This is a genomic window from Archangium lipolyticum, from assembly GCF_024623785.1.
Classification (GTDB): domain Bacteria; phylum Myxococcota; class Myxococcia; order Myxococcales; family Myxococcaceae; genus Archangium; species Archangium lipolyticum.
The window spans coordinates 287993-314133 of sequence record NZ_JANKBZ010000010.1; the positions used below are offsets into that span (position 1 = coordinate 287993).

General features: G+C 70.4%; 21 protein-coding genes and 1 pseudogene. 8 read left to right on the plus strand and 14 right to left on the minus strand.

Features of this window, described 5'->3' with window-relative positions; all coding sequences use genetic code 11:
* Nucleotides 1-3 precede the first annotated feature (3 nt).
* The 5 genes from NR810_RS23120 to NR810_RS23140 are packed head-to-tail and all read right to left on the minus strand — an operon-like array spanning nt 4 to nt 8020.
* A complete protein-coding gene (locus NR810_RS23120; protein WP_257455443.1) occupies nt 4-1653 on the minus strand; it encodes a sensor histidine kinase in 1650 nt (549 codons plus the stop codon).
* Nucleotides 1650-3026, minus strand: coding sequence for a periplasmic substrate-binding domain-containing protein (locus NR810_RS23125; protein WP_257455444.1), 1377 nt, complete (start codon nt 3024-3026; stop codon nt 1650-1652). The genes NR810_RS23120 and NR810_RS23125 overlap by 4 nt, the downstream gene beginning before the upstream one ends.
* Nucleotides 3023-4396: an FG-GAP repeat domain-containing protein gene (locus NR810_RS23130; RefSeq protein WP_257455446.1), complete on the minus strand. Its 1374-nt coding sequence runs from the start codon at nt 4394-4396 to the stop codon at nt 3023-3025. The genes NR810_RS23125 and NR810_RS23130 overlap by 4 nt, the downstream gene beginning before the upstream one ends.
* Nucleotides 4393-6981, minus strand: a complete 2589-nt coding sequence (locus tag NR810_RS23135; RefSeq protein ID WP_257455447.1) for a penicillin-binding protein 1A — start codon at nt 6979-6981, stop codon at nt 4393-4395. Before NR810_RS23135 ends, NR810_RS23130 begins: the two co-directional genes overlap by 4 nt.
* Before the next feature lie 49 nt (nt 6982-7030).
* The gene (locus tag NR810_RS23140) at nt 7031-8020 is read right to left on the minus strand and encodes a tetratricopeptide repeat protein (protein ID WP_257455448.1); all 990 of its coding nucleotides are present in this window, start codon (nt 8018-8020) and stop codon (nt 7031-7033) included.
* Nucleotides 8021-8282: 262 nt separating this feature from the next.
* On the opposite strand from NR810_RS23140, the gene xth reads away from it, so the two are divergent.
* The 5 genes from xth (at nt 8283) to NR810_RS23165 (ending at nt 13299) form a co-directional block, all read left to right on the plus strand.
* On the plus strand, nt 8283-9053 hold the full coding sequence (xth, locus tag NR810_RS23145; protein ID WP_257455450.1) for an exodeoxyribonuclease III: 771 nt from the start codon (nt 8283-8285) through the stop codon (nt 9051-9053).
* Nucleotides 9054-9095: 42 nt separating this feature from the next.
* Nucleotides 9096-10025 carry an acyl-CoA dehydrogenase family protein gene (locus tag NR810_RS23150; protein ID WP_257455451.1) on the plus strand — a complete coding sequence of 310 codons (930 nt, stop codon included), beginning with the start codon at nt 9096-9098 and terminating at the stop codon, nt 10023-10025.
* Between the two features lie 159 nt (nt 10026-10184).
* Nucleotides 10185-11828 carry a GMC family oxidoreductase gene (locus tag NR810_RS23155; protein ID WP_257455452.1) on the plus strand — a complete coding sequence of 548 codons (1644 nt, stop codon included), beginning with the start codon at nt 10185-10187 and terminating at the stop codon, nt 11826-11828.
* A 56-nt stretch (nt 11829-11884) separates the two neighbouring features.
* Nucleotides 11885-12826 (plus strand): glycerophosphodiester phosphodiesterase, encoded by a 942-nt coding sequence (locus tag NR810_RS23160; protein WP_257455453.1) that lies wholly within the window; start codon nt 11885-11887, stop codon nt 12824-12826.
* The gene (locus NR810_RS23165; RefSeq protein WP_257455454.1) at nt 12817-13299 is read left to right on the plus strand and encodes a hypothetical protein; all 483 of its coding nucleotides are present in this window, start codon (nt 12817-12819) and stop codon (nt 13297-13299) included. Before NR810_RS23160 ends, NR810_RS23165 begins: the two co-directional genes overlap by 10 nt.
* Before the next feature lie 68 nt (nt 13300-13367).
* On the opposite strand, the pseudogene NR810_RS23170 reads toward NR810_RS23165, so the two are convergent.
* A pseudogene (locus NR810_RS23170) lies at nt 13368-13621 on the minus strand (transposase); the annotation flags it as partial.
* Between the two features lie 88 nt (nt 13622-13709).
* Between NR810_RS23170 and NR810_RS23175 the strand changes: the two are divergent.
* The gene (locus NR810_RS23175; RefSeq protein WP_257455455.1) at nt 13710-14159 is read left to right on the plus strand and encodes a type III-B CRISPR module-associated protein Cmr3; all 450 of its coding nucleotides are present in this window, start codon (nt 13710-13712) and stop codon (nt 14157-14159) included.
* Between the two features lie 30 nt (nt 14160-14189).
* On the opposite strand, the gene NR810_RS23180 is transcribed toward NR810_RS23175, so the two are convergent.
* The 3 genes from NR810_RS23180 to NR810_RS52185 are packed head-to-tail and all read right to left on the minus strand — an operon-like array spanning nt 14190 to nt 18801.
* Nucleotides 14190-16073, minus strand: coding sequence for an ABC transporter permease (locus NR810_RS23180; RefSeq protein ID WP_257455456.1), 1884 nt, complete (start codon nt 16071-16073; stop codon nt 14190-14192).
* Nucleotides 16070-17926 (minus strand): hypothetical protein, encoded by a 1857-nt coding sequence (locus tag NR810_RS23185; protein WP_257455457.1) that lies wholly within the window; start codon nt 17924-17926, stop codon nt 16070-16072. Before NR810_RS23185 ends, NR810_RS23180 begins: the two co-directional genes overlap by 4 nt.
* On the minus strand, nt 17923-18801 hold the full coding sequence (locus tag NR810_RS52185; protein WP_306818423.1) for an ABC transporter ATP-binding protein: 879 nt from the start codon (nt 18799-18801) through the stop codon (nt 17923-17925). The genes NR810_RS23185 and NR810_RS52185 overlap by 4 nt, the downstream gene beginning before the upstream one ends.
* 69 nt (nt 18802-18870) lie before the next feature.
* On the opposite strand from NR810_RS52185, the gene NR810_RS23195 reads away from it, so the two are divergent.
* Nucleotides 18871-19398, plus strand: coding sequence for a YkgJ family cysteine cluster protein (locus NR810_RS23195; RefSeq protein ID WP_257455458.1), 528 nt, complete (start codon nt 18871-18873; stop codon nt 19396-19398).
* Here the strand turns inward: NR810_RS23195 and NR810_RS23200 are convergent.
* The 4 genes from NR810_RS23200 to NR810_RS23215 all read right to left on the minus strand — a co-directional run bounded on the left by NR810_RS23200 (nt 19382) and on the right by NR810_RS23215 (nt 22894).
* Nucleotides 19382-19801 (minus strand): CBS domain-containing protein, encoded by a 420-nt coding sequence (locus tag NR810_RS23200; RefSeq protein WP_257455459.1) that lies wholly within the window; start codon nt 19799-19801, stop codon nt 19382-19384. The two genes, NR810_RS23195 and NR810_RS23200, sit on opposite strands and share 17 nt — an antisense overlap.
* Before the next feature lie 84 nt (nt 19802-19885).
* Nucleotides 19886-20776, minus strand: a complete 891-nt coding sequence (locus NR810_RS23205) for a sigma-70 family RNA polymerase sigma factor (protein WP_257455460.1) — start codon at nt 20774-20776, stop codon at nt 19886-19888.
* A gap of 223 nt (nt 20777-20999) precedes the next feature.
* Nucleotides 21000-21395, minus strand: a complete 396-nt coding sequence (locus NR810_RS23210) for a DoxX family protein (RefSeq protein WP_257455461.1) — start codon at nt 21393-21395, stop codon at nt 21000-21002.
* Nucleotides 21392-22894 carry a sigma-54-dependent transcriptional regulator gene (locus NR810_RS23215; RefSeq protein WP_257455462.1) on the minus strand — a complete coding sequence of 501 codons (1503 nt, stop codon included), beginning with the start codon at nt 22892-22894 and terminating at the stop codon, nt 21392-21394. The genes NR810_RS23210 and NR810_RS23215 overlap by 4 nt, the downstream gene beginning before the upstream one ends.
* Nucleotides 22895-23062: 168 nt before the next feature.
* On the opposite strand from NR810_RS23215, the gene NR810_RS23220 reads away from it, so the two are divergent.
* The gene (locus NR810_RS23220; protein ID WP_257455463.1) at nt 23063-24961 is read left to right on the plus strand and encodes an ATP-binding protein; all 1899 of its coding nucleotides are present in this window, start codon (nt 23063-23065) and stop codon (nt 24959-24961) included.
* On the opposite strand, the gene NR810_RS23225 is transcribed toward NR810_RS23220, so the two are convergent.
* Nucleotides 24933-25895 (minus strand): class I SAM-dependent methyltransferase, encoded by a 963-nt coding sequence (locus tag NR810_RS23225; protein WP_257455464.1) that lies wholly within the window; start codon nt 25893-25895, stop codon nt 24933-24935. The genes NR810_RS23220 and NR810_RS23225 overlap by 29 nt on opposite strands.
* Nucleotides 25896-26141 lie beyond the last annotated feature (246 nt).

The window sequence follows — 26141 nt, forward strand, 5'->3', positions numbered from 1 at the left end:
CCGTCAGTGCTCGCGCGGCAGGGACAGGGTGAAGCAGGCGCCCTGGCCGGGCTCGCCGCCTACGTCCAGCTTGCCGCCGTGCTCCTGGAGGATGCGCGCCGCGATCGCCAGCCCCAGGCCCGTGCCGCCCTCCTTCGTCGTGAAGTAGGGCTCGAAGATGCGGGCCCGGTGCTCCGGTGGAATCCCCGGGCCGCTGTCCTGCACCTCCACCACGGCCTCCCGGTCGGTGGCGCGCACGCGCACGCGCAGGTCTCCGCCTCCCTTGGCCATCGCCTCCTCGGCGTTCTTCACCAGATTCACCAGCACCTGGGTGAGCTGATCCCTGTCCGCCTTCGCCACCACTCCCGGCTGCACCTCCGAGTGGATCTGGATGCCCGGCGGCGGTGAGGCGTAGAGCGACAGCACGTTCTGGGCGAGCTCCCCCAGATCCACCGGCTCCAGTTGCGGCTTGGGCAGGCGCGCGAAGCGGCTGAACTCGTCGACGATCCGCTTCAGCCGGTCCACTTCCTCCAGGATGACTCCCGCGCTGTCCCGGAAGAGGGCGGGGAAGCGCGCGTCCTGCGCGTCCTGCACCGCCATCAGCGTCTCCAGCGACATGCGGATGGGCGTCAGCGGGTTCTTGATCTCATGCGCCAGCCGCCTCGCCACCTCCTGCCACGCGGCCACGCGCTCGCTGGCCACCAGCCGCTCCGTGGTCGAGCGCAGCTCCGTCGTCATGTGGTTGAACGTCTTCACCAGCTCGCCCACCTCGCCCGTCGCCTGCACCTGCACCTGCACGTCCAGCGCGCCCTCTCCCACGCGCCGAGCGCCCGAGGTCAGTGCCTCCACCGGCTGCGTGATGCGCCGGGCCATCAGCAGCCCCAGCAGCACCGCGAAGCTCAATCCCAGTCCCGCCAGCAACAGGAAGGAGCGCAGCACTCCCACCGTGGCCTCACGCTCGGCCGCGCGGCTGAAGACGAGCCTCACCGTGGCGGCCTCGCCCAGCGGCAGCACCCGCGCCACCGTGGGCGGTGTGACGCTCCCGGCTCTCGCCACCACCTCGTTCCCGGACAGCAACGCCACTTCCGCCCCGGTGAGCCGCGCCAGGTGTGCCGCCAGCCCCTGGTCCAGCAGCACCCCGCCCACCACCCAGATTCGCGCGTCCCCGTAGTCCACCGGCCTCGCCGTGACGAGCGCGGGCACCTCGCGCAGGCCCTGGTCTCCTCGCACCGACACCTTCACCGGCACCGGCTTGGGGGACTTCTCCCGGGTGGCCGCGAAGAGCACCGGATCCGGGTCTCCCCGGCGCGCCGGCAGGTGCCCGGAGGACAGTGTGGTGCCCTTCCGGTCGAAGAGGGACAGCACCGTGAGGCCCCGGCTCTTCATCAGCGCCTGCGCGGTGTCCGCGCGGATGGCCCGGGCGGGGGACTCGCGGGCCTCGCGCGCCAGGTCCTCCAGGGCGGTGCTCTCCACCAGCTCCTCCACCGCCCGGCGCGCGTTGGCGGCCGCCCGCTCGAGGGCCTCCTGCGCCGAGGCCGTGGCCCCGTCCATGCGCGCGTCCAGCCCCTTCGACAGGGTGGCGCGCAGTTGCGTCAGGGTGAAGGGCACCATCACCGCCAGCGGCACCAGCGCCAGCAGGGCGAAGGCGAGCGCCAGCCGTGTCCTCAGTCTCATCTCCGGGCTCCCGGAACACCCGCCGCGGCCGGCTGGAGCCAGGCACCGTCCAGCAGGGGCAGTCCCTGGGCATCGAAGGTGAGTCCCCCCACCTCCGGCGCCGCGCGCAGCGCCAGCCCCTGCGCGTAGAGGGGCAACATCGGCACGGAGAGGGCGAGCGCCAGTGCCCGCTCGCGCGCCCTCGTGTCACGCGCCGCCGGGTCCGGCAGGGCACCGATGCGCGGCAGCTCCACCCCGAGCAGGTCCTTCCGGCCCGCGGCGTCCAGCACCACGGCCAGGGCCGGGCCCGGTACGGGCGGCAGCAGCAGCGAGTGCAGCATCAGCTCGTAGTCCCCCTTCGCCCAACGGGCGCGCAGCTCGGCGCGTGGCAGGGGCTCCAGGGCCACCGCGTAACCCCGGTCGTGCAGCCTCACCTGGAGGCGCTCGGCCACCGCGCGTTGGTCCTCGCTCGTCGTGTCGTAGAGGAGCGTCACCTTGCGGCCGGCCTGGGGCTGCGGCGGCGTCGTGGGGCGGGGGGCTTGCGCCTGCGGGAGCAGGGCCGGAGGCAACAGGTGCGGCATGGGCACCGCTGGCCCGCGCACGAAGAGGCGCGTGAGGTCCTCCCGGTCGATGGCGCTCTCCACCGCCTGGCGGAAGTCCGGCGGCACGCGCCGGGGGGACCAGGCCAGGTAGGTGGCGTACAGCGCCGCGCCGGAGGGCGTGCCCGCGTCGGGGATGACGCCGAGCACCACCTGGGCCTCCTGCGTCGACCACAGGCGCGACAGGCCGCGCTCGTCGGTGCGGGTCAGGCGCAGCCGGTCCACGTACGGCCGGCCCCCGGTCCAGGCGAGCCGTGCTTCCACGGCGTTGGGGCCGGCGGAGGAGAAGGGGGCGAGAGCCGCGGGGACGGTGCGCGGCGGAGCGAGCGCGGGGTGGCACAGCGCGCGCTCCAGGTCCGGCCACGGGAAGGAGAGCGCCAGCTCCAGGGTGTCCCCGGTGGCGGAGAGCTGCCGGCCCTCGCCTCGCAGCGGATAGAGGAGGGCGCGGTAGGGCGAGGCGGCCTCGGGGCCGATGAGCCGCGTCCAGGCGCGGGTGAGCGCACTGGCCTGCGCGGGCGAGGGCAGCACGAGGTGCACCACCTGCGAGGAGGGGCGTGACACCTCGCGGGCGAGCGCGGGCGAGGCGTGCCCGTCCGGCGTCAGGTGGCAGGCGGGTCGGGACAGCAGGCCGAGGAGGGTGGCCTCGGTGGGCGTGTCGGCGAGAGCCGGTTCCGCGGGCTCGGCGGGGGCGGTGTAGGCGACGCGCAGCTCGCCTCCGTAGGGGACGCGGCCGGCGGCGAGCGACGGCGCGGCGCCGAGCAGGAGGAGGCTGGCGAGGGCGTGGCGGAGCGTCATGGCGCACCCTGGCGGAGGAGGAAGAGCTCGCCGGTGCCGTCCGGCCGGGTGAGGCCCACCACCACCTCGCGGCGCTTGTCCCCGTCCAGGTTGGCCGTCACCACGTGCAGGGCGCGGCCGGAGGGCAGGGCGCCCTGCCAGAGGGGCTCGTGCGTGGTGGGATCGCTCCCGTTGGTCCTGAAGACGCGCAGGGTGTCCGGCGAGGGTTGGAGCTCGGGCGAGGTGGTGAGCAGCTCCGGCGTCCCATCCCCGTCCAGGTCCCCGAGTGCGCTGCCAGCGCCGAGTCCGGAGAGCGGCAGGGGGGCGCCCGGGAGCCGCGCGAAGAAGGAGGCCGAGCCGTCCGGGTGGACGAGCAGGACGCGGGAGTTGGCGGCGCTGAAGGTGGTGAAACGCGCGGGCACGCCGGGCAGCGCCGTGCCGCCGAGCCGCACCTCGGGGGCGAAGGCCGTCTGTCCCGGGACGAAGCCGCCGCGCGCGTCCGGAGCCAACTGGGGCGCGTCGAGCCTGGACACGACGTTCAGCGCGCCACCCGCCAGCGCGAGCACCTCGCCCTGGGCGAAGCGGGTGGAGAAGGCGGCGAGGCGCGGCGGCCCGGAGAGGATGGCCAGCGCGCCGAAGGGCTCGCGCGTGGGCGCGGGGCCGGGGGGCAGCGCCGCCAACGAGCGCTCCGCGACGAGGCGTCCATCCGCGGCGAAGACGAAGACGGAGCGCTCGGTGAGCGCGGCCACCTCGTCCTTGCCGTCCCCATCGAGGTCCCCTGCGGCGAGCGCGGCGGGCGGGGAGGGCAGGCGCGCGAGCACGGCGCCCAGCAGGCGCAGGGGGCGCGGCTCCTCAGGGAGCGGCGTCTGCGTGCGCGGAGGCTCCACGGCGGCGAGCGCGAGGGCCGCGGCATCGGCCTCCACGGACTGGGCGAGGGCCGCGCCGGGCGAGGGGGCGCGGGTGGCCATGCGGCCGGACCAGAAATTCACCCAGGTGCCGAACACGTCGCCGTGCGCGCGCAGCTCTCCGCCCTCCACGCCCAGGGTGAGGCGCACCAGGGCGCGGGCTCCCTGCTCACGGGCGAGCGCCTCGGCGGCCTCGGGGGAGGGCGCCTCCAGCACCACGGGGCCGAGCCGGGCGGAGGCGAGGCGCGAGGCGAGCAGCGTCCCGAAGGCGCGCCGCAGCTCGGGAGCGCCGCCGGACAGGTGCAGGGCCACGGGCGGCTCGGGTTGCACCGAGCGCACGTCCGCGGCCACGGCCTGGGCGAGCCGCTCGAGGGCCGGGGCGGCCGGGGTGGAGGGCGCGCCCGGAGCGGGCTGGGGTGCGAGGGGGTTGGCGGCCGGAGCGGGGAGCGCGGCCAGCAGCAGCGCGGCGGCGAGGGCCCGGCTCACAAACCCCCCCGGCTACCTTCCTGGAGGAAGAAGTCGCTGGGGCTGACGTGGCCGGGCGGGGGCGCCTCGGCGGTGGGCTGGGTGCCATCGAGGAAGGACTCGAGCCGGCCGGGCACGGAGTTGCCCGCGAGCAGGCCGGTGGCGGGATCGATGCGCACCTGCACCACGCCGGGGGGCACCTCGAACTCTCGCGAGGGCAGGCCCTGGTGGGCGGCGCGCATGAACTCCAGCCAGATGGGGAGGGGCGCGCGGCCACCCGTCTCGCTGCTGCCCAGGGGCGAGTGGTCATCGAAGCCCACCCACGCGCTGGCGACCCAGTCCGCGGTGAAGCCGGAGAACCAGGCGTCGCGGTTCTCGCTGGCGGTGCCCGTCTTGCCGGCGGCGGGCCGGTTGAGCTCCGTCACCGCGCGGGCCGTGCCCTCCTCCACCACGCTGCGCATCAGCGACGTGGTGAGGTAGGCCACCGCCGGGGGCAGCGTCTCCTCGAAGGCCGGCTGGTGCTCCTCCAGCACCTTGCCCTGCGCGTTCGTCACCTTCAGCAGCATGAGGGGCTCGGCGTAGCGGCCGTTGGCCTGCAGCGTGGCGTAGGCGTTGGCGGCCTCCAGGACGGAGACCTCGCCGGTACCCAGGGCCAGGGTGAGGTTCTCCGGCAGTGGCGAGCGGATGCCCGCGCGGCGGGCGAAGTCGATGGCGGCCGCGGGCGTGATGGCCTCGATGAGGCGCACGGAGACGGTGTTCTTGGACTTGGTGAGGGCCTCGCGCAGCGTCATGGGGCCCTCGAAGGTCCGGTCGTAGTTCTGCGGCTTCCACGTCTTGCCGGTGTACGGGTCGCGGATGGCCTCGGGGGCGTCGTTCACCGTGCTGATGGGGGTGTAGCGCCCGCTGCCGAGCGCGGCGCCATAGAGGAAGGGCTTGAAGGACGAGCCGGGCTGGCGCCGGGCCTGGGTGGCGCGGTTGAAGGGCGAGAGCTTGAAGTCATAGCCGCCCACCAGCGCCACCACGTTGCGGTTGCGCGGGTCGATGACGACGAGGCCGCCCTGGGCGAGCGGCACCTGGTCCAGCGTGGCCTCCAGCAGCGCGGGGGCGGGCGTCACGCGCAGCACGCGCACCAGGACGATGTCCCCCACCTTCATCACGTCCGACATCTTCGAGGGGGCGCTCTTGCCCTTCTGGCGCGCCCAGGTGACGGTGGAGAAGGGAATCTCCGCGGTGCGGCCCACCAGGTCCACGCGGGCCTTCTTGCCGGAGTCATCCACCTGGGTGACGAAGCCGGCCACGCGCAGGCCCTCCTTGAGGGGCTGCAACTGCACGTCGAGCGCGAGCTTCTCGTCGGGAGAGAGCGTGGCCTCCTCCTCCTCCTCGGCGGCGGTGGTCACCACCGGCTCCTCGGCCGGCTTGGGCTGCTGCTCGCCGGACTGCACGAGCGTGCCGAGGTCGGCCACGTAGGCGCCCTCCTTCTGGCGGCGGCCGGCTTCTTCGATCTGCTTGGCGATGAGGGGCTTGAGGCGCTCGAAGCGCGCGGGCTCCACCGTGCCGAGGGCGCCCCGGTAGCCCTGGCGCCGGTCCACCGCCTCCAGCCCGTTGCGCACCGCCTGGTCGGCGACGACCTGCAGCTTGGGCTGCATGGCGATGTCCACGCGCAGACCGCCGGTGAGCACGGCCTCCTCGCCGTAGCGGGCCACGAGCGTGCGGCGGATGTCCTCGGCGTAGTAGGGGCCCACCTCGGGGGGCGGCCGCGGGGCGAGCACGATGGGCTTCTCCAGCTCCGGCTCCACCTTCTCCTTGGGCAGGAAGCCCTGCGCCATCATCTGCCCCAGCACGTAGCGCTGGCGCTGCTTGGCCTTGACGATGTTCTTCTCCGGGTTGATGCGGTTGGGCGACTGCACCGTGCCCGCGAGCACCGCGGCCTCGCCGATGCTCAGGTTCTCCGCGTGCTTGCCGAAGTAGTAGAGCGCGGCCTCCTCGATGCCGCTGCGCCCCTGCCCGAAGTAGGACTGGTTGATGTAGAGGCCGAGGATCTGATCCTTGGTGAGCGTCTGCTCCACGCGCGGGGTGAGGATCCACTCGCGAATCTTTCGCGAGAGGCTGCGCTCGGGAGACAGGAGCATGTTCTTCACCACCTGCTGCGTGATGGTGGAGGCGCCGGACTTGCGGCTGCCGGGGATGAGGTTCTTCACACCGGCGCGGAACATGCCGATGAAGTCGAGACCCTCGTGCTTGTAGAAGTCGGCGTCCTCGGCGGCGAGGAAGGCGTTGCGCACGTGGGGCGGCAGCTTCTTGATGTCCACGACGGTGCGGCGCCCCTGGGGCATGAAGAACTCGGCGCACACGGAGCCGTCGCCGCACCGCACCTTGGTGACCTGGGGCAGGGCGTAGGTGCGCAGCGCCTCGGGCGAGGGCAGGTCGCGGCTGAAGTAGAGGTAGGCGCCCACGAGGACGAGCGCGAGCAGCACCAGGCCCACGGCGCCCAGGACGAGCAGCCGCTTCGTCCAGCGCCACAGCCGGGCGCCCAGGCCGGGACGGGCCGGGGGCGCGGGGGGCACCGGAGAGGGGGAGGGGGAAGGGGATTGGGGCTGGGAGCTCATCTCGCGGGCCGGGTTCATGGGGCGCGGGGACAACGAAGGAGGAACGACGTTAGACCGGCGGGCGGGGAACCGGAATGGGGCTGGTTGCCCGTCCGGCCTCGCGGTTGAGCCGGTCCAGGTTGAGACGGGCCTTGAGGTCCCTGGGCGACAGGCGCGTGGCGGTGTCGAAGGCCATACGGGCCTCCTCGTAACGGCCGAGCCGTTCGTAGGCGAGACCCAGGTTGTTGTGAACATAGCTCACGTGGGGGAGCAGGTAGACGGCCTGGGCGAGTGCTTCGGCGGCCTGGGTGGCCTGGCCGGAGTGCAGGTAGGCCAGCCCGAGGTTGTTGAGCGCATACCCGTGGTACGGGTCGAGGTGTACGGCCTGTTTGAAGCGGGCGATGGCCTCGTCGAGCTGACCGGCGGACAGGTGGGCGCGGCCGAGGACCTGGTAGATCTCCGGATACTCGGGGTCGAGCTCGACGGCGGCCTCGGCGGAGCGGAGGGCGCCCTCGGTGTCGCCGAGCTCGAGGAGGAGGCGGGCCTGCTCGACGAGGGGCTCGGGACCATCCGGGTAGAGGCGGGAGAGCTCCGCGTACGCGTCGGCGGCGAGCTGCTTCAGGCCGGTGAGGCGGGCGAGGCGGATGAGGGCATCGAGGGCATTCTCGGCGGCCTCGATGTCGTCGGCGGCGTCGTGGACGGCGCGGCGGGCCTCGGTGACGGCACCGGAGAGGTCACCCTCCTCGCGCAGGGCACGGGCCCGGGCGAGGTGGTCCACGGGGTAGAGGTGCTGCTCATGCGGGAGCGCGACCGTGTCCGCGGGCTCGGCGGGAGCGAGGTCCTCGACGGGCACCTCGGGGACCTCGTCCTGCAGGGGAACGTCCTCGATGGTGAGGGGCAGCTCCTGGCGGGAGACGGTCTCACGGGGCTGCTGTCCGGGGAGCGCGGTGGCCGCGAGACGCGGGGTGGCGAGGAGTCCCTGGGACCGCCGGAACGGGCTCGCATCACAGGCGGTGAGGGAGAGAGCGGCGAAGCAGGCGGACAGGATGAGGTTCTTCATGGTGACTCCTTGTCGGGAGGAGTCCACTGCGATGCCCGTGCCAGCCACCCTCTCCCTCTGGGAGAGGGCCGGGGTGAGGGTCTGGGAGGACGCCTCTCCGCTCCCCGGGCGGGCGCGGTGCGGCCCGAGGGCCACACCGGGAACCCCGGGGGACCCGTGAGCCAGGGTGCCACAGTGCGCTACAGAACCCAGGGGGGCACACACCGGAGGGGAAAGGGAAAAACCGTGGCGGGGGAAGAAGTGACGTGCGACGTTGGGCGGGATGAAGATCGCTGCCTGGAACGTGAACTCGGTGCGTGCCCGCCTGGACAGGCTGGTGGACTGGCTGAAGAGCGCTCAACCGGACGTGGTGTGCTTGCAGGAGCTGAAGTGCACGGAGTCCGACTTCCCGATGGAGGCGGTGCGGGAGGCGGGCTACCACGCGGCGGTGCACGGACAGAAGACGTACAACGGGGTGGCCATCCTGGCGAAGACGGAGCCGACGGACGTGGTGCGAGGCCTGTCGGACGGGGTGGACGACACGCACGCGCGGCTGATCGCGGCGACGGTGAACGGGGTGCGGGTGCTGAGCGTGTACGCGCCGAACGGGCAGGAGGTGGATTCGGAGCAGTACCAGTACAAGCTGCAGTGGTACGGGCGGCTGAGGCGCTACCTGGACACGCGGCACAAGCCGGGCGAGCCGCTGGTGCTGTGCGGTGACTGGAACGTGGCGCCCGAGAACATCGACGTCTGGGACGTGGCGTTGTGGGAGGGGCAGACGCTCTTCACCACGAAGGAGCGCAACGCGCTGAAGGAGCTGTGCGCGTTCGGGCTGACGGACACGTTCCGCAAGCTGCACCCGGACGAGCAGCGGTTCAGCTGGTGGGACTACCGGATGCTGGCGTTCCCGAAGAACAAGGGGCTGCGCATCGACCACATCTTCGCGACGGAGCCGATGGCGAAGCGGCTGGTGGCGGCGGACGTGGACCGCGAGGCGCGCAAGGGCAAGCAGCCGTCGGACCACGCGCCGGTGTGGGCCGAGTTCAAGGACTGAGTGTCCCGCACGTCGTACGTGGTGAATTAGAGTGGGTGCCCCATGGAAGAGCTCCTGCGGTACCTCCTCACCGAGTCACCCGCTCCCGCGCCTCAGGGGTCCATCGAGGACTGGTGGGCGCGGCACCTGAGTCTGTCCTCGCGCTTCCCCCTTCCGGTGGACGTGGCGTTCGCCGGGGGCTTCGCGGCGGACCGGTTGGGTTACGCCTTCGCCTCGGGCTACCACTCCGCGCTGCGCGCCTTGTTTCCCCAACTGTCGCGCGAGCACCGGTACGCGCTGTGCGTGACCGAGGCCGGGGGTGGACATCCCGCGGCCATGAACACCCGGCTCACGGGCTCGGGAGAGGGCCCTCTCCGCCTGGAGGGCACCAAGGCCTTCGTCACCCTGGGCAGCGCGGCGGACGTGCTGCTGGTGGTGGCCACGGAGGGCCAGGACGAGCAGGGGCGCAACCGGCTCCGGTTGGTGCGGCTCGACGCGCGCCGGCCGGGAGTGACGCTCACGGAGCTGCCGCCGCCGCCCTTCGTTCCGGAGGTCCCGCACGCCGAGATGCGGCTGCACGAGGTGGAGGTAGCGCCGGATGACGTGCTGCCCGGGGATGGCTACGCGCGCTACGTCAAACCGTTCCGCACGGTGGAGGACTGCCACGTGTTCGCGGCGGTGCTCGGCTGGCTCATCCAGGTGGCGAGGCGCTCGGGCTGGCCGGACGAGGTGCGAGAGGAACTGCTCGCCCTGGCGGTGACGATGAGAGGGCTCGCGCAATCGGATCCGGCCTCCCCGGCGGTGCACCTGGCACTGGCGGGGGCGATCGACCAGTACCGGAGACGGGTGGACGGGCTGAGCCCCCTCTGGGAACAAGCGGACGAGCCCACGCGGGAACGCTGGGAGAGAGACAAGCTACTGCTCAACATCGCGGGCAAGGTGCGAGCGAAGCGCCGGGAAGCGGCCCGTCAGAAACTGTCCTTCCCAGAGTGACAATGTGTATGCCCCCTCTCCCTCTGGGAGAGGGTTGGGGTGAGGGTCTTCCAGCTTCGGAAATCACGACCGTCCGAGTGCTCCCCAATCAAGCGGAGGAGCGCATCCGGCGTGGTCCTTATACGCTGTGCAGGAGCCCCGCAGGGGGGAGGAGACGAGATGGAGTTCGACAGCGACTGGCTGATCATCGGCTCGGGATTTGGCGGGAGCGTGAGTGCGCTGCGCCTGACGGAGAAGGGCTACCGGGTGGTGATGCTGGAGAAGGGCCGGCGCCTGGAGGCGAAGGACTTCCCCAAGACGAACTGGGACCTGAAGCGGTGGCTGTGGATGCCGCAGGTGGGGTGGAGGGGCCTGTTCAAGATGACGTTCTTCCGGCACGTCACCGTGCTGTCGGGAGTGGGAGTAGGCGGAGGCTCGCTGGTGTACGCGAACACGCTGCCCATTCCGAAGGACGACTTCTTCCAGGCGCGCTCCTGGGGGCACCTGGCGGACTGGAAGACGGAGCTGGCGCCGCACTACGCCACGGCGCGGAAGATACTGGGGGCGGTGGTGAACCCGATGCGTACGCTGCCGGACGAGATCATCCAGCAGGTGGGCAAGGAGATGGGGCGGGAGGACCACCAGCCCACGACGGTGGCCATCTACTTCGGCAAGCCCGGGGAGACGGTGCCGGATCCGTTCTTCGGAGGCGAGGGGCCCGAGCGCACCGGCTGCAACTTCTGCGGAGCCTGCATGACGGGGTGCCGCTTCGGCGCCAAGAACACGTTGGACAAGAACTACCTCTACCTCGCGGAGAAGCGAGGCCTGACCATCCACGCGGACACGGAGGTGACCTGGGTACGCCCGTTGCCCGGAGGCGGTTACGAGGTGGAGGCGCTGGAGGGAACCTCGCGCTTTTCCCGCCGCAAGAGGCGCTTCACGGCGCGGCAGGTCATCTTCTCTGGCGGAGTGCTGGGCTCGGTGGATCTGCTCCTCAAACTCAAGGCCCACCCGGACGGGCTGCCCCGGCTGTCGGACCGGCTCGGTGACGGCGTGCGCACCAACTCCGAGGCCCTCATTGGCATCGTGGCCGGCAAGAGCCAGAGCCAGAACGACCTGTCGCGGGGCATCGCGATCGGCTCCATCCTGCACACGGATGCGCACTCGCACCTGGAGCCGGTGCGCTACGGGGCGGGCTCGGACTTCTTCCGCTCGCTCATGGCGCCCCACGTGGCGGGCGCCACCGCCCTGTCGAGGCTGGTGAAGCTGGCCGGCCTCTTCCTGCGCCATCCCCTCAAGCTGCTGAGCTCCTTCTTCATCCGGGACTTCGCGCGGCGGACGATGATCCTCCTCTATATGCGCACGCTGGATGGGCACCTGCGCATGAAGCGCGGGCGCGGGCTCTTCACCGGGGGGCGCAAGGCGCTCACCACCGGCCTGCAGGAAGGCCCCGCCCCCACGGCCAACATTCCCGAGGCCTCCGAGCTGGCCCACCGGGTGGCGGAGAAGCTGGACGGCATGGCCATGACCATGGCCACCGAGACGCTGATGGGCATCCCCACCACGGCGCACATCCTCGGCGGCTGCTGCATGGGGGACTCGCCCCAGACGGGCGTCATCGACTCCCAGCACCGGCTCTACGGCTACGAGGGCCTCTACGTCATCGACGGCTCGGCCATCTCGGCGAACCCGGGCGTCAATCCGTCACTCACCATCACCGCGCTGGCCGAGCGCGCCATGACCTTCATCCCCGCCCGGCAGCAGGTGGACGACACGACGCGTGCAACGGAGGCCGTCGCGCGCCCCGTCGCGCTCGGGGCGTGAGATTCACCAGGGGTTCATGACCGGAGGAGGGCCCTCGTGGTACGGAGGGGCCTCCCATGACAACCCTCAGGTGGAATCGAAGAAGAGTCGCGCTCACCTGCGCGCTGCTGCTGGCCTCGGGCTGCGGCTTCGTGGACGCTCCCGGAACGCCGCGCCTGGTGGCACACCGTGCCGGTGCGGGCAACTACCCGGAGAACTCCCGCTCGGCGGTGCTGGCCTCGTTGCGCGAGGGCTACCCCGCCATCGAGGTGGACCTCGTTCTCACGAAGGACCGTGTCCCCCTTCTCTCCCATAACTCCTGGGTCACCCCGGAGCTGTGCACGTACGTCCAGGGCCCCGGGGAACAGGAGCCTCGGCGGCTGCCGGAGGGCTCGCGCCTCTTCATCAAGGACCTCACCCTGGAGGAGCTGTGGCGCGACTACCGCTGCGGCGGCCTCGTGAATCCCGAGACGCCCGATGCGGCGCGGGTGGCGGAGCGGTACTTCACCCTCGATGAGATGCTCGAGGCGCTGAAGGGCCACCCGGACGTGGTCGTGCAGCTCGATGTGAAGCAGGACCCCCGGTACACGGAGTCCGCCGAGGTCTTCGCCGAGGAGATCCTCCGCCGCTGGAACGCGGCGGCGCTGCCCAACCGCTTCTACGTCACCTCCACGCAAGGCCCGCTGCTCAAGGCCTTCGAGGCGCGTCAGGAGGTGGAGACGCTCCTCATCTGGCCGACCTTCAGCGCGGGCGAGAACTCGACCCTGATCGCCATCTCCAACGAGCTGCGGCGCAAGGTGGGAGTGCAGGAGCTCATCCAGCTGACGCGGGATGCAGGGGCGGACGGCATCGCCGTGACCTTGCAGGTGGCGGACCGCGCCGCCATGGAGTCCATGCACCGGGCCGGGATGAAGACGGCCGTGTGGACGGCGAACACCGAGACCCAGCTGGCGGCCTACTGCCGCTGGCCCCTGGACTACCTCATCACCGACTACGTGGAGCGTGCACCGTGCCGCTGACCCTCTCTCTCGTGACCGCGGCGCTCACCCTGGCCGCGCCGGTGCGGCTGGACCGCGTGGACGTGCTCAGCGAGGACGCTGGCACCTTCCTCCACTACGACCTCCCCCAGGCGGCCGCCTACGCGCCCATCACCGGCGCGCGCTTCGTCGAGCAGGTGAAGGTGGTGTTCACCGTGCCGGTGGGCGGGCTGTACGCGGGGGTGTCCATCGCCTCGCAGTCGCTCTCCTATGAGGGGCCGCTGTGGCGGAGCCAGGACGGGCGGGGCCTCTTCTGGACGGCCAGCGTGCACACGCGGCTGCTGATGCCCTATGGCGCCCATGCGGGTGTCGCCTGGCGCTACGGCATCCTGCGCGTCGGTGTCGGGGCGAGCGCCTCCTCCGAGGCCACCTGGGCCCGCCCTGAGTGGACCGAGTGGAGGGTGTTGCCCACCCTGGCCCTGGGCTTCGGCCCGAACATCGCTCCGGGACAGTAGGGCCTGTCTCCGAGGGGGCGGGTACAGTGTATGTACCCGTCCGAGGAGCGGCGTCTTGAGGGAGTGAGCAGGAAGTCACGCTCCATTTGCAGCTGGCGGTTCTCCTTGCGCAGCCGGACCAGTTCCTCCCGCTCTGCCGTGGAGCGCGCGCCTGCCGGCTTCTTGCCCTTGTCGCCGTCGGCCTATCGCACCCAATTACGCAGGGCCGATTCGGTCAGGTCCAGTTCCTTGGCCACCTGGGGCAGGCTCCTGCCGCCCTCGCGCACCAGCCGAACTGCCTTGCCCTGTACTCCGGGGTGAAGCTCCGCCTCTTCCTTCGTTCCTATGGACACTACCTCCCGCGTAGCCGACTTATCTGGTGTGTCCACAAAACCGGGGCAGGCTCATATCCAGACCAGAGGGAATGAGGCATGTCGATCAACTACGTTCTGTACATGGCGGAATCATGGAGTCCGCGCGAAGCGCTTCGTGAGGTCACCCACCGCGTCCAGCTTCCGGAGGAGGCCCCTCGCTCCGGGAAACAGGTCGAGGAGACCACCGCGATTCCGCACCTCTGGGTGGTCGCCACCCAACCGAAGCCCCCGGTCGACGACTATGTGCGCGAGGACCATGGCTTTCTTCCAAAGCTCCGCCTCCACATCCGCTTGGACAAATCGAACCTCCACGAAGCAGAGGATCACCTGCTCGACCTGGTGAGCCAGATCCTCCTCCGCAGTACATCAGACGTGGTCCTGCTCCGGGAGGAAGACTCCGTGGTGCTGCTCCGTCGAGAGGGACGGTTGGAGATTCACGCCGACGCGTTGTGGTCCTCTCCCGAGCGTCGAGCGCGGCTGGAGAAACTGCTGCGTGAGAGAGTCTGACTCGATGGAGATAGTTGCCGCTCGCGAGTTTCACTCCACCCGCACCATCGTCCAGGGCTCGTAGAGCGCCAGCCCTCGCGGGCCCTGGAGTCCGAACTGGTACCAGAGCTGGCCTCCCGAGATGTCCGAGTCCTCCCGCCAGTGGGGGCCGGTGCCAGAGTAGGGGCCGTCGAACTCGTGGTGGCTGGCCTTCTCATCCGGACGGAAACGGCAGACCACCTTCCAGCCCTCGGGGAGTGTCCCGTCCACGATGGCCCGGATGCCCACCTGTCCCTCTTCGTCCCGCTCCAGTGCCCCTCGCGGGCGCGGGAGTGCGTCGATGACCTGGCGTCGATGCTCCGCCTGCTCGTCCAGATAGGCGAAGAAGTCGTCGAACACCTGGGACAGGTCGATGCCCGCCGTCTGGAAGGCGTCCTGCCATGCCAGGGTGCCTTCGAGGTTCTCGGGCGCGTCCTTCCTCCCGAGCGCCGCGAGGACTCGCGCCGGGGCTTCGTCTCCATGCCTCCGCACGAGCACCTCGATGAAGGCCCTCCCCAACGGGTACACCTGATTCTCATCCCGCTCGGCCGCGAGCTTCTCCGGCTCGAGCAGCTCCTCGGTCCTCACCTCGCGCCGGGCCCGGGCCGCCGCCGCGATCAGCTGGTACTCCTCCTCCGCGCCGGGCGCTCGGAAGAACCGGTACTCCACATAGGCGGCCAGGCCCTCGCTGAGCAGATTCATGCTCGACAGGCGCGGGGCGGCGTCGGCTCCGGTGATGCGCTGGGCGAGCACGTGCGTCGTCTCATGTCCGAGCACGGCGAGCGCCTCCTCGGGACTCGAGAGCCCGGAGAGGTTCATCCTCAGCGTGTTCCAGTACGCGGTGCCCGCGGTGTGCCGTGTGCTCCCGCCGAGGTCCGCGCGGATGGGCACTCCCTCTTCCACCCCCAGGAAGGTGCGCACCTGGTTGAAGACACCATCCGCACCGCCCACGAGCGGCTCGGTGCGCTTCCTCTGACTGGCGGGGTAGGTGAACTGGTAGTGCCGGGTCGCCGCCTGCGCGGTGGCGGTGGTGGGGAACTGGACCCTGGGTTTGTCGCCGCCGCTGTTCTCCGCTGAATCGTCGTTCACGGCCCAGAGGGAGAAGGTCGCGAGGAACAACCCGATGGTGGCGACGGTGGCCAGCGTCCCCATCCACGAGCCCTGGAGCCGCCGCAGCACGGAGGCGACGAGCCGCTCCCCCAGGCCGAGGAACTGTGCCAGCGCCAGCGCGAGCAGCACACAGGCCACGGAGAGCTGGAGGCCCAGCGCCTTCAAGGGCCAGCGCCAATGCAGGCCCTCGAAGCGTGGCTCCGTGAGACGTATCGGGTTGAGGGCGGACAGCCAGGGCATCCGCTCCTCGAGGATCGACTGGCTCAGCATCAGCACCGCCAGCACCGTCCAACAGAGCCGCCGCAGGGGCGCCAGGGCCAGTGCGAGCGCGAGCACCGTGAGCGCCTGGGCCACCCGCAGCACCGTGCCCACCGCCATCACATCCAGGTGCAGGCCGGGGTCGAGAGAGGTGGCGGAGAGCGCGTGCTGGCCCATCATCCACACGCCCATCCCGAGCGGGTACACCAGGACGGTGCCGAGCGCGACGAGCAGCTTCACCCCGAAGAGGCTCCACCGCGAGGTGGGCAGCGCGTCCAGGAACTCCAACGTGCGGTCATCCTGTTCGCGCACGAGCAGGCCACTGCCCAGCGCGAAGGCGAGGATGAACGTCATCATGGACAGGTCGCCCTCCGGCTCGAACCGCTTGACGAAGGACTCCGCGTAGGGCGAGAGCCCCAGGGGCTCGGTCCACAGGGTCCCGACCACTTCGATCGCCAGGAAGAACAGGGCGAGCCAGAGGAACGGCCGCTGGTCGCGCAGCTCCTTGGTCACGAGCGGGCGGATCATCGGATCTCCTTCCGTTCCGCCAGCAGGCGGATGGGGCACCCGAGCGGCTCGGACTCCACCTGAAGGACGAAGATCCACCGCTCGCCTCTCACGAGCCCCTGCGGGAGCACCGCCGCCTGGCTGGAGCCCACCGCGTCCTGCCGGGAGAGCTCATGGAGGTCCACCTCGTTCTCGAAGGGATCGAGCTTGCTATAGAGGAGTGCATACCGCCCGGAGGGCTCCGTCCCTCCCTCCTCCGAGAGCGTGTGCTCCAGCCGGAAGGTCTCCGCCGACTCCTTCACCAGCGTGAAGGACGGCCGAAGCCGGGACAGGCCGCGCAGCAGCTCCGCCCGCGCTTCCCGATCCTCATGGAGTTCCTCGTGCCAGCGCTTCGTCAGCTCCTCCTCGGAGGTTCCTCCCAGCTCCCGCAGGAGCGCGTCCAGACGAGGCTCGTTCCAGAGCCCCCAGAAGCCCGTCCCGGGAGGTTGCGCCAGGATGCGCCGCATGAGGGTCTGGAAGGCGGGCTCACCCAGCTGTCCGTGCAGCGCCCTCACGCCCCGGGCGGCCAGCGCCCCCGCCAGACACGGTCCGAGGCGCTCCCGCGTGCTCAGCCAGCTCCGGGAGTCGAAGTCCTCCCGCGAGGCCACCGCGGCCCTCGGTGACAGCCGGGGATCCTCCTCGTCCCGGTTTGCCCACCAGGTGGTGAAGCCGTCGAGCAGCCACTGGCGCTCCTCCCGCCGTGCCGTGCCCTCGCTGGCCCAGATGAGCACCTCGCGGAAGAGGAAGGACTCGAAGGCGCGCGTGTCGAAGCCCGGGTCCGCGAGGTTGGCCCGGACGACCACCCCATCGGCCTTCTCGAGCTTCGCGCGCTGGAACACGTCGGCGTCCAGCTCGCGGATGGGCATCACCGCCACGGCTGGAAGCCGCTCGAGCCCGAGGTAGTCACTCAGCGCGGTCAGGTCTCCCGCGAGCCGCTCCGCCAGCTTCCGTGCCTGCTCTGGCGGGAACCCCACCCCGGGCGCCACCTGGAGGGCCGAGCCCTTCACGCTGGCCTGCTCCGCCGTGTGCAGGGCGAAGGGCTTGCGTTGCTTCTCCTGCTCCATCACCGAGATCACCGTGAGGAGCCCGACGAAGATACACGCGATGAACACCTTCTCCCGGTGGCTCATCCGCTGCGAGAGCAGCTCGGCCAGCGTCCCATCCTCGTAGAGCACCAGCGCGAAGCAGAGGGCCACCGCGGCCACCGAGAGGGCCCAGCACGGACCGAGGTCGTCCCAGGGGATGCGGTGGCGCTCGAAGGCGAAGTCGGCGCCCAGGAGCGCGAAGGGCCCCATCTGGGAGATGTTGAAATCGGTGAGCTGATCCATCGCGAACAGGGCGAGGGTCAGGAAGATGAAGAGGGGCGTGCGGTAGCGGCCGAGCAACCCGGCGAGCGCGAAGAAGATCCAGCCCAGCAGCACCGGCGTGCCCGCGCGCAGCACCAGGAGGACGAGGAAGGGCAGGGTGACGTCCTCGTACGCCCGGGCCCGGAGCCCGAGGACGAGCAGGCTCAGTGCGAGCGGGAGCAGCAGCACCGCCGCCCCGAGCACCAGCTTGGTGGCGAGGATCCGCGCGCGCGAGAGCGGAAGCGACTCGAGGAAGAGCTGGGTCCGCTGGCCGTATTCGCGCACCACCAGGCGGTGGGCCACGAAGAGCGCCCCCACGGTGGAGAGGAGGATGGAGGACATCCGGAGCAGCTCGAACAGGCTGCCCCTCCTCGCGTAGCGTGCCTCTCCCACCAGGAAGAGGACCAGCAGGGCTCCGAAGAGGAGGTTGAGGAGGAGCCACGAGCCCCGGTGCTCGCGCCACTCCTTGCGCAGGAGGGCCCAGGTCATGTCTCGTCCGATCGCCGCGCGTAGGCGAGGAAGATGTGCTCGAGCGACAGGTCCTCCACCGCCTCGGGAGCGAAGCCGCTGGCTGCCCAATCCTCTGGTGTGCCGAAGAGCACCAGGGCCACGCGCCCATCCGGCGGGCGTTCGCGTCTCACGAGCGAGAGGCCCGGAGGCAGCTGCTCCGGTGGCGCTTCCAGCACCACCCTCCGGACCGACTGGCGGAGCGCGTCGAGGCTCCCCTGATAGCGCAGCCGGCCCTCGTGGAGGATGCCGATGCGGTGCGCTACCTCCTCCAATTCGCCGACGAGGTGGGACGAGAAGAGCGCCGTCTGTCCCTCGCGCCGGACCTGCTCGCGGAGGATGTCGAGGAACTCACGCCGCGCCACGGGATCCAACCCGGCGGTGGGCTCGTCGAGGATGAGCAGCGGCGGACGGTGCGCCAGGGCGAGCGCCAACCCCAGCTTCATCCGTGTTCCTCCGGAGAGCTGCGCGGCCTTGCGATCCTCGGGCACGTCCAGCACCCGGAGGAGCCGCCGGAACGCCGCGTCATCCCAGTCCGGATAGAAGCCGGAGACGAACCGCCCGAGCTCCAGCGCCGTCATCCAGGGGTAGAAGACCTGCTCCTGCGACACGTAGCCGAGCCGCTGCTTCTGGGCCGCGCGGATCCGGCGGACGCGCTCGCCCATCAGCTCGATCTCCCCCTGGTCCGGGCGGAGGATGCCCATCAGCATGCGGAGCGTGGTTGTCTTCCCCGCGCCGTTGCGCCCGAGGAAGCCGTAGACCTCGCCACGCCTCAGCTCGAGGTCCACCCCATCCACGGCCTTGAAGTGGTCGAAGGAGCGGGTGAGCCCATGCGTACGAAGGAGGACCTCGGACATGGGGCGGCACTCTATCAGGGCCCGAACCCCTCCCCCTTTCGAGTACCAGGCCGCAGAATGCCTTCCACCATGGAGCCATTCACTGGTGAGCAGCGGGAGGCGCTGGAGGCCCTCTACCGGCGCATCGACGAGCGGGTCTCATCCACCACCGGGAGCCATGCCTGGTGGCCCTGCCGGAAGGGCTGTGACCACTGTTGCCGCCACCTGGCGGCGCCACTGACCGTCACCCGCTGGGAGTGGACATACCTCTGGGAGGGCTTCCAGGCCCTGTCACCGGAGGTGCAGGCGGAGATCCGCGCCCGTGTGGCCGGGCTGGCCGGCACGGAGCGTCCCTACACCTGCCCGTTCCTCGACCGCGAGTCCGGGAGCTGCCGGGTGTACGCGCACCGGCCCCTGCTCTGCCGTACGTATGGCTTCTACCTGAGCCGGGGCACGGGCAACTGGTGCCACTTCATCCGCGAGCTGCTCGACCAGCACGGGGACGGGGACATCCTCTGGGGCAACCAGGACTCCCTGGAGGAGACCCTGGCGCGGTCGAGCGGTGGCACCCTCTCGCTCTTCGAGTGGTTCGAGGCCCACCCTACTGCGGGGTGTTGAGCTCCCGGAGCACCTCGCCCGTGTGTTTCGCCTCGCCCGGCACCGTGGCCAGGTCATCCAGGCTGATGAGGCCCACCGGCTTCTTGTACGTGTCGAGCACCACCAGGCGTCTCACCGCCTTCTCCTCCATCAGGTGCTCGGCCTCGGAGAGGGGGGCGTCCGCGTCACAGGTGATGACGGTATGGGTCATCGCCTCGCGCACGGGCGTGTGGTTCGGGTCCTTGCCCGCCGCCGTCGCGCGCACGGTGATGTCCCGGTCCGTCAGCATCCCCACGAGCTGGGCTCCGTCCATGACGGGCAACGCCCCGATGCCGAACGAGCGCATCCGCTCGGCCGCCAGGCGCAGGGGTGCATCCGCTTCGATCGTCTCCAGGTTCTTCGTCATCAGCTCGCCGATTCGCATCCAACCTCTCCTCGGGGCGGCAGGTGCCCCGTGTGCTTCTCCCTACCTGGCTGCAACGCCCATGCCTCCCGTGCCGCCCCGGTCTCAGGCTGGAGCCGGCAGCTCGGGCGCGGAGGCCGGGCTCAGCCATGCGAAGTCCGGCATCCGTTCGTGGAGGTACTCCCGCATGCTCGCGAGCAGCCCGGCTTCCACCTGGCGCGCCCGCTCGCGGCTGACCCGGAAATGCTCGCCGATGGTCTTCAGGGTCTCCGGCTCCTCGGCGAGCAGCCGGTGCTCCAGGATGTAGCGCTCGCGCTCGTCGCGCACCTCGCGGGCGAAGGCGTGGGCCTTCTCCTGGAACCAGCGCGTGAGCTCCCTCTGCCCCAGCTCCTCGTCCACGGTCGGCGTGCCCGAGGACAGCGCCCGTCCCGGTGCCGGGCGGCCCTGGTCATCCTCGGGTGGCACGTCGAGCCGGACGTCGTCCTGCCGCAGCCGCTGGTCCATCTCGACGACGTCCTGCTCGGTGACGCCCAGCCGCGCTGCCAGCAGGCTGGGGGTCGCCTCCTGGCCCGAAGCAAGCAGGCGGCCTTCCTCCTCACGCATCCGGAAGAAGAGTTTGCGCTGCACGTCCGTGGTCCCCAGCTTCACCAACCGCCAGTTCTCGATGATGGAGCGCAGCAGGTAGGCGCGGATCCACCAGGCGGCATAGGTGCACAGCCGCACGCCGCGCTCGGGCTGGAAGCGCTCCACGGCGAGGACGAGGCCGAGGTTGCCCTCCTGGATGAGGTCCATCAGGAGCAGGGGAGGGCGGTGGTGCTCGCGTGCCAGCTTCACCACCAGCCGCAGGTTCGAGGCCACCAGCCGGGCCCGGGCCTTCATGTCACCGGATTCCCGGAACCGCCGGGCGAGCGACGCCTCCTCTTCCCGGGACAGGAGGGGGTGGCGCCTCACCTCCGCCAGCCACGTCCCGAGCAGCACCCGGTCACCAGGCGTCATCTCTCCCCGGTGGGAGGGGGGCGACCTCGACGACCGCGCGAGTCGGGTGGGGCGGAAGTGGTGGTCCGGCGGCATGCGGGCACCTCCCAGCGCGTCACGGTCGATCTGCGACCGCCGCTGCCGTGATGCAGCAAGCGTGCGAGGTGCTGCTCCTCCGGGAGGTGCCTCGGGTCGTCCGCAAATCCTGCACGCGTGCGTGCGGCTGGATGCAGAAGGTGCGGCTTCAGGCGCGGTGGCGCACCTTCGAGTCGAGGCTGAGGGGGCCCGCGCCGATGAGCAGGGCCGCGAACATCACCGCGAAGTAGAGCAGCGCCAGCTCCATGCGCGCGAACGGATCCGCCCGATGGCGGTAGAGCGCCACCACCATGGTGAAGGTGGCGAAGGCCGCCGCCGGCCGGGTGAAGAGTCCCACCGCCACCAGCAGGCCGCCCACCAGCTCCGCCAGGGCCGCACACCAGGCGAAGAAGGTGGGGTAGGGGAAGCCGAGCGCCGCGACGCCCCTGGCGAACTGATCCACGCCTCCCGTCACCTTCGGAAGCCCATGGAGCAGGGCCAGCGTCAAGCCGAACACCACCCGCACCGCCGTCCAGCCCACCACGGCTCCTCGCGAGCCCATCATGATTCACTCCCTCCGGGGGTCGAGTCCTTCTCCGCGCCACGGCGGATGCCCAGTGCCTTCATCTTCTTGTAGAAGTGACCCCGTTCGAGGTCGAGCAATCGCGCCGCCTCGGTGACGTTGTCCTGCGTATGCGAGAGCGTGTGCAGGATGATCTCCCGCTCGGCGTCCTCCACCTGCTCGCGGAAGGTACGGTCCACGCGGGGCCGGAAGCCGCTGGCGGGAGCCGCCGGAGCGGGAGCCACCGGCGCCGCGGCGGGAACCGGCGGGGGAGGGGCCCGGGGCGCGGAGGCCGTGGCTCCGGAGGCATCGGCTGGAGGCGGTGGCGGCACGGTGCCCCTGCCGCGCGGCAACAGCTCGGCGGCCTCGTATCCGGCGACGATGGGGCCCTCGCAGAGGATGGCCAGCCGCTCCACCAGGTTGCGCAGCTCCCGCACGTTGCCCGGGTAGTCGTAGGCGGCCATCACCGCCAGCGCCTCTGGAGACAGCGACAGCGGCCGGCGCCCGTTGCGCGCGCACGCCTCCTTCAGGAAGGCGTCGATCAGCGAGGGCAGGTCCTCCCGCCGCTCGCGCAGGGGGGGCGAGTGAATCTGCACCACGTTGATGCGGTAGTAGAGGTCCTCGCGGAACCGCCCCGCTTCGATCTCCTTCTCCAGGTTCTTGTTCGTCGCGGCGATGACGCGCACGTCCACCTTGAGGGTCTCCGTGCCGCCCACCCGCTCCAGCTCGCCCTCCTGCAGCACGCGCAGCAGCTTGGCCTGCATGGCCTGGGGCATGTCGCCGATCTCATCCAGGAAGAGCGTGCCCTCGTGGGCCAGCTCGAACTTGCCCCGGCGCACGCTCACCGCGCCGGTGAAGGCCCCCTTCTCGTGGCCGAACAGCTCGCTCTCGATGAGCTCGTGCGGCACCGCCGCGCAGTTGAGCTTCACGAAGGGCCCGTTCTTGCGCTTCGAGTTCTGGTGCAACGCCCGGGCGATCAGCTCCTTGCCGGTGCCGTTCTCGCCGGTGATGAGCACCCGGCCCTCGGAGGGCGCCGTGCGCTGGATGAGCGAGAAGATGCGCTGCATGGCCGGGCCACTGCCCACCATGTCGTAGCGGCCCACCTCCGCGCGCAGCGCCCGCAGCTCCTCCATGACGGCCTGGTGCTTGAGCGCGTTGCGCAGCGCCACCAGCAGCCGGTCCCGGGCGATGGGCTTCTCCAGGAAGTCCCGCGCGCCCAGCTGCGTGGCCTTCACCGCCGTGTCGATGGTGCCGTGCCCGGACATCATGATGACGGGCAGCTCCGGCCTGCTCTCCATCAGCCGGCCCAGCACCGTCAGCCCGTCCATGTCCGGCATCTTCACGTCCATCAACACCACGTCCACCGGGCGCGCGGACACCACGTCCAGGGCCACCTGGCCGCTGGCCGCCAGCTCCGTGCGGTAGCCCGCCAGCTGCAGCGACGTCTGGAGGGTCAGGAGGATGTTCTTCTCGTCATCGACGATGAGGACGGTGGCGGGCATGGGGCGCACCGTTCCGGAAATCCGTGGGTCATTCAAGGGTCGCGGGAGGTGGGGAACCATCCCACTCGTTCGCCTCCTTGCTTTGTAGCTTCAGTCGATTCCGAACACACTCATCCTCTCTTCATGGCGAGCACATCCGACCCGAGGCCCGTGACCCCTGGTGAACACATGCCGCTGGTGCCAGGCGAGACACGGCGGAGGTCGCATAACTGGCTCACGCCGCTGCTGGACGGATTCCTCTCGGAGCACCTGCGCCGGGCTCCTCCCTCCGAGCTCCTGCGCAACCGGGTGCTGGTCGGCACCAGCGTGTTCGCCCTGGTGCAGACGTTGCTGTACCTGGTCTCCGAACCCTTCAGGCCCGCCCACGTGCCCATGATGGCCGTGAGCCTGTGCTACGCGACCGTGCTCGTGCTGGCGCGCAGGGTCACCTCGCTCCTCCTTCCGGGGACGATCCTGTGCGTGACCGCGGCGGTGTGCCTGGTGTCCACCACGTTCATCAGCGGCACCCTTCTGGGGGGCACCCACGCCACGAGCATGCTGCTCCCCGTCTTCGCGGTGTACATGGTGGGCCCGCGCCTGGGGCTCCTCATCACCGCCTTCGCCTCCATCTGCGTGGGGCTTGGCCACCCCCTCTACCGCACGTACTTCGGCGGCGACCTCACGCCCCTCTCTCCGGAGGATTTCCACAACGCGCACATCTCCGCGGCCCTCGCCCTCATGGGAGCGTGGCTGCTGGGGACGCTGCACAGCACCTCGCGCGATGCGGCGCAGGCGGAGCTCGAGCGGACGTTGAGGAGCCTGCGTGAGAGCGAGGGCAAGCTGCTCAGCGTCATCGAGAGCACCGATGACCTGGTCTGCTCGGTCGACACCCAGAAGCGCATCATCACCGTCAACGCGGCGTTGCGGCGGACCTACCTCGCCCATTACGGCCACGAGCTGCTCTGCGGGCAGGACTTCTTCGCCAACATGTCGCCGGGGTTCCATGAGCGCTGGTCCCCGCGGCTGGACAAGGCACTCAGCGGGGAACACGTGCGGCTCGAGGATGAATACGAGGTGCGGGACGGAGTCCTCGTGTTGGATGTCTCGCTCAGTCCCATCGTGGGCGCGGAGGGGAGGGTGACGGGCCTGACCCTCTCCGCGCGGGACGTCACGGAGCGCAAGGCGGCCGAGGCCCGGCTGCGCGACATGCACCGCACCCTGGTGGATGTGTCCCGCCAGGCGGGCATGGCGGAGGTCGCCACGGGCGTGCTGCACAACGTGGGCAACACGCTCAACAGCGTCAACACCTCGGTCGGCTTGATGAAGGATCAGCTCCGCTCCTCGCGGATGTCCGGCCTGGTCAAGGCCGCCGAGCTGCTGCGCGAGCACGCCCAGGAGCTGGGAACCTTCCTCACCGCGGATCCTCGCGGGCAGCGGCTCCCGAGCTACCTCATCGCCGTGACGAAGGAGATGGAGAAGGAGCGTGAGACGCTGCTACGGGAGGTGAGCGATCTGAGCGAGAGCGTCGATCACATCAAGTCCATCGTGTGCATGCAGCAGAAGCACGCGCGCGCCGCCGGGGTGGTGGAGCGGCTGCCGGTGCCTCAGCTCATCGAGGAGGCCCTGCGCCTTCAGGCTGGCTCGTTCGAGAGCGAGGGCATCCGCATCGAGCGGGACTATGCCGACGTCCCTCCCATCCTCGTGGACCGGCACAAGCTGTTGCAGATCCTCATCAACCTGCTGAGCAACGCGCGGCATGCGCTGCTGGAGAGCAGCACCCCGGACAAGCGCCTGGTCATCCATGTCCGGCTGGATGCCAGGGAAAGGTGGTTGCTCATCGAGGTGACCGACACGGGGGTGGGCATCGCGCCGGAGCACCTGCCGCGCCTCTTCTCCCAGGGGTTCACGACCCGGGAGACCGGGCATGGCTTCGGGCTGCACAGCAGCGCGTTGGCGGCCACGGAGATGAACGGGCGCCTGTCCTGCACGAGCGCGGGACGGGGCCTGGGTGCCACCTTCACGCTCGGGCTACCGGTGGAAGAGTCCCCCGAGGGGAGGCTCAGCGGCGGACGGCCTCGAGGTAGATGAGGTTGCCGACATCGTCCCGGAAGAGCCGGTGGGTGGCCAGCTCGCTCCGGGGGATGTCCTGGAGCCACTCCCGCACTTCGTGCTCCTCCCGGTAGATGAGCCACCAGTCCATGAAGGCTTCCATGTAGGCCTTGCATCCGGAGTCGAAGGTGGCGTCGATGTAGTTGGCGAGCAGCAGCTTCCCACCGGGGCGCAGCATCGAGAAGAGCGTCCGGGTCAGCCGGATGGCGATGGGCTGGGGCAGGTAGTCGTAGAGCCCCGCCGCGTAGATGAAGTCCAGGTCGGAGAATGCCAGCTGTCCTCTCAGCACGGCCTTGACGGAGCCGGGGACGGCCTCGATGCCGAGCGGCACCAGCTCCCGCTGGACCACCGCCAGGCTCTTCGGGTCCTGGTCGACCGCCAGGAACCGGCCGAGCCGCCGCTCCCGCACGGCCTGGGAGAGATGGGCCTCCCTCAGGTGTCCGCAGGCCAGTGAGAGGACGCGTGCATCCGGTACCTCCTCCGCGAGATCGTTGATCCGCCGGGCCAGCAGATCCCTCCGCCCGCGGAGGCTGACGGCACTCGGCTGCTCGTACATGAACTGGCAGAGCTCCTGTCCCAGCTTCGAGGCGCGGGCCCGCTCCGGCATCTCGGTCTGGTACATGAGATCGAGCAGCACCGCGTCTCCCGCGTAGCCTCGCGGTCTCGCGAAGCTCCGGCGGGCGATGGGATCCTGATGCACGAGCTCCCGGAGCGGGTGGGTGAGGCAGTCGCGGCAGAACTGTTTCCAGTCCTCGCCATCCAGCACGGAGCGCGCATGTCCCAGCGTGGAGAACAGGAGCTGCATTCCCTTCCGGGTCTCGCCCCCGGCGAGCGCGTCACAGGCCTGGTCCAGCCCCGAGCCCACCTCCTGTGTTCCCCACTCCACGCCTTCCTCTCGGACTAACGCTTGCATGTCTGTGTCTCCCGGATCTCTACATGCTGAAAGGCAAAACCTCTAAGGTATGCATCGTGCATCACGGAGCGTGAAGGTCCGCCTCGTGGCTGTCCCTGGGCCCGATGAGAGGCTCGTCCCGAGCTTCGTCTGGCATCCGGGGGAGCGAGAGGAGTCATTACCACCGCCGCCCATCACGCTCACCGCCAGGATGCCTGGCATTGGCGCGGCTCAGTAATAGACGCCCGTCGTTGAAGGGGACTTCCC

Bases quoted from the DNA above. Each gene is read 5' to 3' on its own strand.
- NR810_RS23120 (WP_257455443.1), bottom strand. From the start codon at position 1,653: ATGAGACTGAGGACACGGCTGGCGCTCGCCTTCGCCCTGCTGGCGCTG.
- NR810_RS23125 (WP_257455444.1), bottom strand. From the start codon at position 3,026: ATGACGCTCCGCCACGCCCTCGCCAGCCTCCTCCTGCTCGGCGCCGCG.
- NR810_RS23135 (WP_257455447.1), bottom strand. From the start codon at position 6,981: ATGAGCTCCCAGCCCCAATCCCCTTCCCCCTCCCCCTCTCCGGTGCCC.
- NR810_RS23140 (WP_257455448.1), bottom strand. From the start codon at position 8,020: ATGAAGAACCTCATCCTGTCCGCCTGCTTCGCCGCTCTCTCCCTCACC.
- xth (WP_257455450.1), top strand. From the start codon at position 8,283: ATGAAGATCGCTGCCTGGAACGTGAACTCGGTGCGTGCCCGCCTGGAC.
- NR810_RS23150 (WP_257455451.1), top strand. From the start codon at position 9,096: ATGGAAGAGCTCCTGCGGTACCTCCTCACCGAGTCACCCGCTCCCGCG.
- NR810_RS23155 (WP_257455452.1), top strand. From the start codon at position 10,185: ATGGAGTTCGACAGCGACTGGCTGATCATCGGCTCGGGATTTGGCGGG.
- NR810_RS23160 (WP_257455453.1), top strand. From the start codon at position 11,885: ATGACAACCCTCAGGTGGAATCGAAGAAGAGTCGCGCTCACCTGCGCG.
- NR810_RS23175 (WP_257455455.1), top strand. From the start codon at position 13,710: ATGTCGATCAACTACGTTCTGTACATGGCGGAATCATGGAGTCCGCGC.
- NR810_RS23180 (WP_257455456.1), bottom strand. From the start codon at position 16,073: ATGATCCGCCCGCTCGTGACCAAGGAGCTGCGCGACCAGCGGCCGTTC.
- NR810_RS23185 (WP_257455457.1), bottom strand. From the start codon at position 17,926: ATGACCTGGGCCCTCCTGCGCAAGGAGTGGCGCGAGCACCGGGGCTCG.
- NR810_RS52185 (WP_306818423.1), bottom strand. From the start codon at position 18,801: ATGTCCGAGGTCCTCCTTCGTACGCATGGGCTCACCCGCTCCTTCGAC.
- NR810_RS23195 (WP_257455458.1), top strand. From the start codon at position 18,871: ATGGAGCCATTCACTGGTGAGCAGCGGGAGGCGCTGGAGGCCCTCTAC.
- NR810_RS23200 (WP_257455459.1), bottom strand. From the start codon at position 19,801: ATGCGAATCGGCGAGCTGATGACGAAGAACCTGGAGACGATCGAAGCG.
- NR810_RS23205 (WP_257455460.1), bottom strand. From the start codon at position 20,776: ATGACGCCTGGTGACCGGGTGCTGCTCGGGACGTGGCTGGCGGAGGTG.
- NR810_RS23210 (WP_257455461.1), bottom strand. From the start codon at position 21,395: ATGATGGGCTCGCGAGGAGCCGTGGTGGGCTGGACGGCGGTGCGGGTG.
- NR810_RS23215 (WP_257455462.1), bottom strand. From the start codon at position 22,894: ATGCCCGCCACCGTCCTCATCGTCGATGACGAGAAGAACATCCTCCTG.
- NR810_RS23220 (WP_257455463.1), top strand. From the start codon at position 23,063: ATGCCGCTGGTGCCAGGCGAGACACGGCGGAGGTCGCATAACTGGCTC.
- NR810_RS23225 (WP_257455464.1), bottom strand. From the start codon at position 25,895: ATGCAAGCGTTAGTCCGAGAGGAAGGCGTGGAGTGGGGAACACAGGAG.